Origin of the sequence: Brachybacterium sp. YJGR34 (genome assembly GCF_003347015.1) — a bacterium.
Lineage (GTDB): Bacteria > Actinomycetota > Actinomycetes > Actinomycetales > Dermabacteraceae > Brachybacterium.
In genome coordinates this window covers 23311-31912 of sequence record NZ_PNFB01000031.1, presented here as the reverse complement: position 1 = coordinate 31912, position 8602 = coordinate 23311, and the positions used below count along the sequence as shown (strand labels likewise).

Sequence of the window (8602 nt, the reverse complement as noted above, 5' to 3'; positions counted from 1 at the left end):
GAGGTCGGTGGCCTCGCGGGTGCGGGTGCGGACGCTGGTGTCGATCATCCAGCGGGTCTCCAGCGGTCCGGTCCGGGTGGAGCCGTCCGCCTGGGTGGCGGGGTCATCGTCCGGGTCGCGGGTGGGGGTGATGTGGCCGGTGGTCTTGAGCTGGTGGTGTCGCCAGCACAGGCGGTGGAGGTTCCACAGCGAGGTCTGCCCGCCCTGGCCGGGGTGGGTGTGGTCGTAGGGCAGGAGGTGGTCGTCCTCCGCGGCCAGGATGGTGGGGCGGGTGCAGCCGGGCGCGGCGCAGACGGGGTGGCGCAGCCGCAGCTGGAGCCGCATCTGCGCGGTGGGCTGGTAGGTCTGCGCGGTCACGGGCAGGTACGCGCCGGTGATCGGGTCGGTGAGGATCCGCTGCCAGGTCCCACAGCCCGCGGCCAGCTCCCGCGCCTGCTGCGCGGGGATCGGCGTGGCCCCCTCGAGCATCGCCGGGGTGTCGTCGATGCCCAGCAAGGTGGTGACCGGCACGGTGACCAGCAGCTTGTGCACCTGCCGGGACTCCTCGACCGGATCTGTGTCCAGGAGGGTGTGGGTGAGGATCGCGTACCGCAGAGCGGCCCGCGACGCCGGACGGCCCCTCGCGCGGAGGTCGTCATCGAGATCGAACGGAATCGGTGCCTCGTCGCCGGTCTCGAGCGCGGTCCGCTGCGCGGCGGAGACGGTCCGGGCACTCTCGTCCAGGCGGTGCATCAAGGCGGTGATCTCCGGGATCGGCCCGATGATCGACAACGCCGCGGTGCCGGCGACGGGGTCGACGTTCACGAGCTCGACGCAGCGGGCGGCGCTCGGCGGGACCGGTGGGGTGTCAGCGGTCGCGGTCGCGACGGCGTGGCGGACCTCCCGCTCCCAGGTGTCCACGCTCACCGCGGACACCTCCACCCCGGCCAGGCGGCCATCGACGGCCTCGGCCTGGGCGTCGGTGAGGCGGCGGGAGCGGCGGATCAGGTAGTGGTGGAACCCGGCGGGCATCTCACCCCGCTCCAGACGCGCGAACGCCTCCGGGAGCTCGTGCACGGCCCGGTGCGCGTCCCGGACCAGACCCTGAGCGCGGGAAGCGGTGGTCCGCAGCCCGGTGGCGACCTTCATCGCGGTCAGGTCCGCATCCTCGACCAAGGAGGTGACGTCCTCGTCACTCGCGGCGAACGCGGACAGCAGCCGGTACTGCCTCGCCAGCAGCCGCGCCTGCGCCCGGAGATTCTCGTGCAGGGCCAGCACCCGCCCGGCCTGCTCGGTCCCGGCCCCGACCTCCGCCTCCTCCAGCACCCGCTGGGCAGTCAACGGCTCGCGGGCACGAACCCTCCACACCGGCGCAGGGTCCTCGGGATGCAGCTCCTCACCCACCACGACCACCCCCTCACCTTTCCCACGCACGCTGCGCGGCGCATCAGAATGCCGGACGCCCGTCCAGCGACCCTGCTGAATCATGTCCCCACATTCTCCGCCCCGGCACTGACAGACGAAACCCCCACCCACTGCAGGGCATCATTCTGTGGACAACCCACCCCGGTGGAGGAACCATGGCCGCACCCCACCACCCCCAGCCACCCGAACCCCAACGACCTGCAGGGACACCGACATGCAGACCCTGTCCCGAGAGGATCCGTCGCCCGCTGCGTCAACCCCTTCCACCGAAATGTGGATAACCCACCCCTGTGGAGGAGAAGTGAACGCCAGGTATCCGCGCACCAGAGAATGTCGCGACGACCCGCGGTGCAGAAAGATCCGTCCTCGACGGTTCCCTCGTCACCCCACCCCTGTACACACACCGACACACACGCCATGATGGCCCCCATGACTCCACGCGGCGGCAACCCCTTCACCCCCGGCTTCGGCCTGACCCCGATGATCCTCGCGGGGCGGGACGTGGCGATCGAGGAGTTCTCCGCCGCGCTCGCGGGCAATGTGCCCGAGGCTCGCTCGATCCTCATCTCCGGAGCCCGCGGCTCCGGCAAGACCGTGCTGCTCACGGAATTCAAGGAGCTCGCACTCGAGGCGGGGTGGACGGATCTGCGCCTGCACACCTCCTCGAGCTCCCTGGTGGAGGAGCTGCGCGGTCAGGCGATCGCGCACCTGCGCGAGCTGGATCCGGACTCCGAGTCCTCCCGCCTGGCGTCCGCCCGGATCTGGAACTTCGCCGCGGAGCGCGACATCGTCCAGCGCTACGAGGGGGAGGGCGAGACGCTGAGCACCGTGCTCGACCGCCTCGCCGCCCTCGCCGAGGCGGAGGGCGGGGGCGTGCTGATCACCCTGGACGAGCTGCAGTCCGTGGAGCGGGACCAGCTGCATGCCGTCACCCAGCAGGTGCAGGACCTCATCGGCGCCGGTCACGCGGTCGCCTTCCTCGCGGCCGGGGTCCGCACCGGGGTCGACGCGCTGCTCGCGCACGAGCGCACCACCTTCCTGCGCCGGGCGCACCGGATCGAGGTGGGCAGCGTGGACGTCGGCACCGCGGCGGAGGCGATCCGCATGACCATCGCGGACACGGCCAAGACCATCACCCCCGAGGCCGCGGTCCTGGCCGGGGAGATCTCGCAGGGCTACCCGTACCTCATCCAGCTGATCGGCTCGAAGGCCTGGCAGAACAGCGGTGACGCGGACACCATCGAGATCGAGGACGTGCGCGGCGGACGGGACGGGGTGATCGCCGCGATGATCAAGAACATCCACGGCCCGGCGCTGCGCGGCCTCAGCCCCCGCAAGCGCGAGTACCTCCTCGCGATGCTCGAGGACGAGGGGCGATCACAGGTCGGCGACATCGCCCGGCGCATGGACATCGACCCCCGCAACCAGTCCACCTACCGCGAGCGGCTCATCGAGGACGAGCTCATCCGGCCCGCCGGCCGCGGCGTCGTGGAGTACGCGCTGCCCTATCTCGCGGCGGCGCTGCGGCACGAGCAGCGCGAGGGGGTCGGCGCCGACGTCGAACCCGACCGCGGACTGACCCGCTCCCACCGGGCGCGGCGGGCCCCGGGGCGATGAGCACCTCCCGCCCCGTCCGCACCTACGCCACCGGCGCCGTCACCCGCGCCCTGCGGGTCCTCGGGGTGCTGTGCGCCCTCGGGGTGACCGCATGGATCCTCCGGCGGTTCCCGGACCTGCCGGCGACCGTGCCCACGCATCTCGATGCCTCCGGCACCCCCGACGCCTGGGGCGGCCGGGCGAGCGTCCTCGTGCTCGCCGGGGTGATGCTGCTGCTCGTCGTGGGCATCGCGGCGCTCTCCACCCGGCCGCGGGCCCTCAACTACCCCCTCGAGGTGACCGAGGACAGCGCCCAGACCGTGTACCGCGAGGGGGAGCGGATGCTGGTCTGGACGCTGCTCGGTCTGGACGCGATCTACCTCGGGGTCGCACGATCGGTGATCGAGGGCGGGGGCGGCCCGACGATCATGGTGGGGCTCATGGTGCTGGCCGGGGTGGTGATCGTGGGGATCGTCCGCCTGGTGCGCGCGGGGCGCTGAGCCCTCACCGTCGCGCGAGCGCGAGGGCCACGTTGTCCTCGCCCCCGGCGTCGAGCGCGAGGTCCACCAGCCCTCGCGCGAGCGCCTCGAGGTCCCCGCCGGCGATGAGCGTCGCCGCGAGGGCCGACGGGTCCACGAGGGCGTGCATCCCGTCGGTCATCAGCAGCAGCACGTCTCCGGGGACGATGCGGCGCACCAGCAGGTCCGGTGCGGTGGGAGCGCCAGGGGCCAGGGCGCGGTTGAGGATCCGACGGTCCGGATGGTCCGCCGCCTCCTCGGGCGTGAGCCGGCCCGCCGCGAGCAGCGAGCGCACCTGGGTGTGGTCCTGGGTGATCTCCTCGATCCTCTCGCCGTGGACCAGCACCGCCCGGGAGTCGCCGATGTGCGCGATGTGCGCGCGGTCGCCGTCGATCAGGGCGGCGGTGAGGGTCGCGCCGTCGGACCCGTCCGCGGGGACCAGGGCCTCCGCGGCGGCCCAGGCGGTCTCGAGCGCCGCCAGCGGGTCCCCGGGCTCCCCGGAGTCCGTCGCGAGGGAGTCGGCGAGGGCGGCGAGGAGACGCTGCGCGAGGTCGTCGTCGGCCCCGAAGCCGTCGGCGACGGCGAGCAGGACCCGGCGGCCGGGCAGCTCCCGGACCAGGACGGCGTCCTGCTGGGTGGGGCGCACCCGGCCCGGATCGAGGGCCGCGGCGGCAGCGGGTGCGGTGGTGATGTCGGTGGTCATGGAGTCCTCCTGGGCGAGTCCCCGCAGATCCCGGGCGAGGGCGCCGACGGCGGCGGCGCGGGAGGAGGCGTCGGCCTGCTCCTGACGCCACCACGACCGCAGCTCGGTGGCGGCGGCGCCGGCGTCGAGATCGCACAGCACGCGGATGCGCGCCAGACCCATCCCGACGCCGCGCAGGGCGGCGATCAGCCGAGCCCGCTCCACCTGGTCGCGGCCGTAGGAGCGGTAGCCGGTGACGGGGTCGACCCGTCGGGGCGGCAGCAGCTCCGATGCGGCGTACAGGCGCAGCGCCTTGGGGCTCAGGCCGCTGCGAGCGGCCAGCTCCCCGATGCTCAGCAGATCCTCGTCCATGGCTCCTCCGTCGGTCCTCGCCCGGCTCCCCGGGCACCGGGCGTCTCCCGGCGAGCACCACGCTCGGCACTGCCCTCGGGGAAGAGTCAAGCAGGAGGAACGATATTCCCTCGACCAGCGATGATCCGGCGTGGTGCACTGCCGGCATGCAGATCACGATCCGCCCCCTCGACGCCTCCTCCGATGTCGAGATCGACCAGCTGCAGGCCCTCGAGGAGGCCCTGGACGCGCACGCCTACGGCGGCATCGAGGCGTACACCCGGGAGCAGGTGCGGACCCGGCTCGCCGGCACCCGGTACTGGAGCGTCGAGCACTGGGTCGCCGTCGCCGAGTCGCTCGAGGGTGGGGAGAGCGTGGTGGGCCGCGCGAGCGCCATGATGCCGCTCGAGGAGAACCTCGAGACGATCGCCGTCCATGCCGCCGTGCATCCCGCGCTCCGGCACCAGGGCATCGGCACCGCCCTGGTGGAGGAGGCGCTGCGGCCGGCGGTCCGCGCCTCCGGGCGCACCCTCGTGGAGGCCTACGGCGAGATCCCGGCCGACGGCGATCCCGACAGCGCCGACCTCCCCGTCAACCGCCTCGCGACCCGGATGGGGATCAGCCGCAAGAACCTCGCCGTGTGCCGCGCGGCGCCGCTGCCGGTCGCGGAGGACCTGCTCGACGCGCTGCAGTCCGAGGCGGAGGAGCGGATCGGCACCTACCGCATCGAGCTGTGGGCCGACGAGGTCCCCGATGAGCACCTCGCCGCCTACGGGCTCCTGATGCGCCAGCTCGAACTCGACGAACCCGATGAGGACGTCGAGCACGAGGCCCCCGAGTACACCCCCGAACGGCTCCGGCTGCGGGAGCGGCGGCGCCGTGACGCGGGCACGCGGGCGATCATCGCGGTCGCGATCGCCCCCGACGGCAGCATCGCCGGGAACTCGGAGGTCGAGTTCCACGAGGCGGAGCGCTCGACCCTCGCCATGCAGGAGAACACGCTGGTCATGCCCGGGCACCGGGGGCACCGCCTGGGCCTGGCGCTCAAGGTCGCCACGCACCGCGAGCTCGCGCGCCGTGCCCCGCGGATGCGTTCGGTCCTCACCTGGAACTCGCACGTGAACCCCTGGATGATCGCGATCAACGAGAAGCTCGGCTACCGGATCGTGCAGCGCGAGCTGGTGCTGCAGGGACGCCCGGACCTCTGAGACGACACGCCCGGGCGCCCGGCCTCACCCCGTCGGGCGCGTCCACCGCCTAAGTTCGTGCGCAGACGAACCGGGGGTGAACCGTGCAGGCGAAGCATCGCAGGAGGGGCGCTGGGCGGGGGCGGCCCCACGACCAGTTCACCGTGGCGATGGCGCTGATGGCTCTCGTCCTCGCCGGAGGCATGGTGGCGGGCCTGGTGACGGCCCTGCTCCCCGCCGAACGGACCGGAAGCGCCCAGGTCGCCGTGGAGGAGACCCCGCCCGGCGATCCCTCGAACACCACCCGTCTCGCCCACCAGGAGCGGATTACCGGCGACATCACCCCGAAGTCGGTGGTGGCGAGCAGCGACGGCGCCGTCATCGCGAACAACATGATGTACAGCCACAGCTCGACCCTGTACGACGCGGAATCCCTCGAGCTCACGGCCACCGTGTCCGACACCGTGGACCTCGCCGAGTTCGGGTACCCGGACCGGGCGGGGGAGACCACCGGGGCGCCGGTCGAGGCCGTGTTCTCCCCGGACGGCGCCTACGCCTACGTCTCGCAGTACTCGCTCAAGGGGCCCGGTGAGGGCGCCAAGGCCACCGACGACTGCGCGAACGGCGAGCGGATCGGCCGCAGCGCCGTGTACCGCCTGGACGTGGCGGCGGGAGAGTGGGACCAGGTCATCGAGGTGGGCCGGATCCCGAAGTTCATCTCCCTGTCCCCGGACGGGAGCATCGCCCTGGTCTCCAACTGGTGCGACTCGAGCGTGTCCGTGGTCGATCTGGCCGCCGGCGAGGAGATCAGCGAGATCCCGGTGGACTCCGCCCCGCGCGGCAGCGTGATCCTCCCCGACAACCGCACCGCCTACGTCACCGCGATGTACGCCGACGAGCTGTACCGCGTGGACCTCACCACCGGTGAGAGCGAGCTCGTGCTCGAGACCGGCCGCAAGCCCCGCCACCTGGTGCTCTCCCCGGACGCGAGCCGCATGTACCTCACCGTCTCCGGGGACGACCGGCTGCTCGAGCTCGACACCGCCACCGGAGAGGTGCTGCGCGAGGCGCCGACGGGCCGCGAGCCGCGCACGATGGCGATCTCCTCGGACGGCACCGCCCTGTACATCGTGAACTACTACGCGAACACCCTGTCGAAGGTCGACACGGAGACCCTCGAGGAGATCCAGACGGTCGAGGTGGGCCAGAACCCGATCGGCGTCACCTACGAGCCCACCCAGGGCCGGGTCTGGGTCGCGAACTACTCCGGCTCCCTCGACGTCTTCGACGACACCGCGCCGGCCGATGGCACCATGGAGCCATGACGCAGGAGCCCGTCGACCCCCGGACCCTCGGCCCGCCGATGGATCCGGACGTCGCGCGCGTCGAATCGGCGATCGAGCGGGCCGAGCGCGAGGGCCGCTTCGAGGACCTGCCCGGTGCCGGGAAGCCGCTGGACCTGCCGACGGTCCACGACCCGGACTGGTGGATCAAGCAGAAGATCGCCTCCGGCGAGATCGACTCCGAGGCCCTGCTGCCGGCCGTGGTGCTGCTGCGTCGCGAGTTCGACGACCGCGAGGCGACGCTGCGCGAGCTGCTGACGGAGCAGGCGGCCCGCGAGTACGCGGAGGACTTCACCCACCGTGTCCATGCGGATCGCCGCGCCAACCCCTTCCAGCGCATGCTGGCCCCCGCCTGGGACGCGGACGACGCCGCCGCGCAGTGGCGGGCCCTGCAGGCGGACATCCAGGCGGTCGCCGTGCCCCCGCCGGCCCCGGAGCCGGAGCGGCCGGCGCCGCGCCGGCGCTGGTGGCCCTTCGGGCGGCGCGGCTGAGGGGTCAGCGCACCTCCCAGCTCTCCAGGCACTCGCGCACCCAGTCCTCGGGATCGGTGGCCGCGGGCGGGGCGCCGTTCGCTCGCAGCCAGGTGCACATCGTGGTGCAGTCACGGCGCAGGAACGCCGGGCCGTTGGGGTTCGCGATGAGGTCGAGGACCTGCGGGACGTCGATGAGGACCGGGGTGGGGACCTCCGGCCGCGGGTCGAGCAGGATGTTGTAGGGGGAGAGGTCCCCGTGGACCAGGCCCAGCTCGCCCAGGCGCAGGACGGCATCGTGGATCACCTCCGTCCAGCGTTCGATCTCCGCCGGCCCGGGTCTCGTCTCCTGCAGCCGCGGGGCCGCCGTCGCGCCGTGCTCGTCGTCGGTGCCGATGAACTCCATCAGCAGCTCGGTGCCGACGATCTGCACGGGATAGGGGACCGGCAGCCCGGCCGACCACAGCCGGCTGAGCACGTCGAACTCGGTGCGGGCCCACTGCGAGGCCGCGGCCTGCTTGCCGAAGGCGGTGCCCTTGGCGATCGCCCTCGCCTCGCGCGAGTCCTTGGTGCGGCGCCCCTCGGTGTACGCGTTGCTGCGGTGGAAGGTGGAGTGCTCGGGGGAGCGGTAGCGCTTGGCGACCATGAGCGAGGACTCACCGGGAGCGCCGGTGAGCTGCTCGGGCGGCAGGGAGCGGTCGATGAGGAAGGCGTCGGCCTCCTTGCCGCTCTTGAGGATGCCCAGCTCGGTGTCGAGCGCGCCGTCGTGCCGGACCACCCAGTCGGGGACCGGCTGCGGCCCGCGGTCCAGGGTGTGGGCGGTCTCGGGCCAGGTGGACCAGCGCTGGTCGTCGTCGAGCTCGGTGACGGACAGGGTGAGCAGGGAGCGTGCGAAGAAGTCGTCCAGATCGAAGGACGGGGTCATGGGGGTCTCCTGAGGGAGGGCCCGCGCGATGCTCAGCGGGCCGGGAAGGAAGGGAGGACGGCAGGGGTCAGCACGGCGACGACCATCGGCTCCTCCTTCCCTCGGCACTTCTCTCAGCGGCTCCCT

8 protein-coding genes are annotated in these 8602 nt (G+C 72.7%); 5 read left to right on the top strand and 3 right to left on the bottom strand.

Annotated elements, in window-relative coordinates; translation table 11 throughout:
• Positions 1 to 1392: HNH endonuclease signature motif containing protein (locus CXH06_RS17605; protein ID WP_198684102.1), on the bottom strand; the 1392-nt coding region annotated here is incomplete at its 3' end.
• A 441-nt stretch (positions 1393 to 1833) separates the two neighbouring features.
• Here CXH06_RS17605 and CXH06_RS17600 point away from each other — a divergent pair.
• On the top strand, positions 1834 to 3021 hold the full coding sequence (locus tag CXH06_RS17600; protein WP_157975812.1) for an ATP-binding protein: 1188 nt from the start codon (positions 1834 to 1836) through the stop codon (positions 3019 to 3021).
• Positions 3018 to 3500, top strand: a complete 483-nt coding sequence (locus tag CXH06_RS17595; RefSeq protein ID WP_114856502.1) for a DUF1648 domain-containing protein — start codon at positions 3018 to 3020, stop codon at positions 3498 to 3500. Before CXH06_RS17600 ends, CXH06_RS17595 begins: the two co-directional genes overlap by 4 nt.
• Before the next feature lie 4 nt (positions 3501 to 3504).
• Here the strand turns inward: CXH06_RS17595 and CXH06_RS17590 are convergent, their stop codons facing one another.
• Entirely contained in the window at positions 3505 to 4572 is a 1068-nt protein-coding gene (locus CXH06_RS17590) for a MerR family transcriptional regulator (protein ID WP_114856501.1), read from the bottom strand.
• Between the two features lie 146 nt (positions 4573 to 4718).
• Here CXH06_RS17590 and CXH06_RS17585 point away from each other — a divergent pair, with 146 nt between their 5' ends.
• The 3 genes from CXH06_RS17585 (at position 4719) to CXH06_RS17575 (ending at position 7572) form a co-directional block, all read left to right on the top strand.
• Positions 4719 to 5759 carry a GNAT family N-acetyltransferase gene (locus CXH06_RS17585; RefSeq protein WP_114856500.1) on the top strand — a complete coding sequence of 347 codons (1041 nt, stop codon included), beginning with the start codon at positions 4719 to 4721 and terminating at the stop codon, positions 5757 to 5759.
• Between the two features lie 158 nt (positions 5760 to 5917).
• The gene (locus CXH06_RS17580; protein ID WP_232820416.1) at positions 5918 to 7063 is read left to right on the top strand and encodes a YncE family protein; all 1146 of its coding nucleotides are present in this window, start codon (positions 5918 to 5920) and stop codon (positions 7061 to 7063) included.
• The gene (locus CXH06_RS17575; RefSeq protein WP_114856498.1) at positions 7060 to 7572 is read left to right on the top strand and encodes a DUF1992 domain-containing protein; all 513 of its coding nucleotides are present in this window, start codon (positions 7060 to 7062) and stop codon (positions 7570 to 7572) included. Before CXH06_RS17580 ends, CXH06_RS17575 begins: the two co-directional genes overlap by 4 nt.
• A 4-nt stretch (positions 7573 to 7576) precedes the next feature.
• Here CXH06_RS17575 and CXH06_RS17570 read toward each other — a convergent pair whose 3' ends face one another.
• On the bottom strand, positions 7577 to 8476 hold the full coding sequence (locus CXH06_RS17570; protein ID WP_114856497.1) for a serine protein kinase RIO: 900 nt from the start codon (positions 8474 to 8476) through the stop codon (positions 7577 to 7579).
• Positions 8477 to 8602 lie beyond the last annotated feature (126 nt).